The sequence below is a fragment of the Massilia genomosp. 1 genome (assembly GCF_011682185.1).
Taxonomy (GTDB): Bacteria; Pseudomonadota; Gammaproteobacteria; order Burkholderiales; family Burkholderiaceae_D; genus Telluria_A; species Telluria_A rubra.
Window position 1 is genome coordinate 1 of record NZ_WHJF01000693.1, and the last position, 225, is coordinate 225.

The window sequence follows — 225 nt, forward strand, 5'->3', positions numbered from 1 at the left end:
GGTCTGGCCGCGCTGGCGCCGGATCGGCGAGCCAGCAGCTGGTGCCGCTTGCTTGACCGGGCGCTTACCCTTGCGCCTGCCCTGCTTGCGCGGTGCCGCGCTGGCCGCCGCTGCAGGCCGCTCGCGGGCAGCAATGGCCGTGCCGTCGCGGCTGATATGTCCGATCAACTGGTCACCCAGGTGTTCCTTGATCATGGCTTCGTAGGCGCGTTCAACCAGTCGCTC

At 69.3% G+C, this 225-nt stretch carries 1 pseudogene; it reads right to left on the minus strand.

The features are described 5' to 3' along the window. A pseudogene (locus tag F1735_RS35290) lies at positions 1-225 on the minus strand (IS5/IS1182 family transposase); the annotation flags it as partial.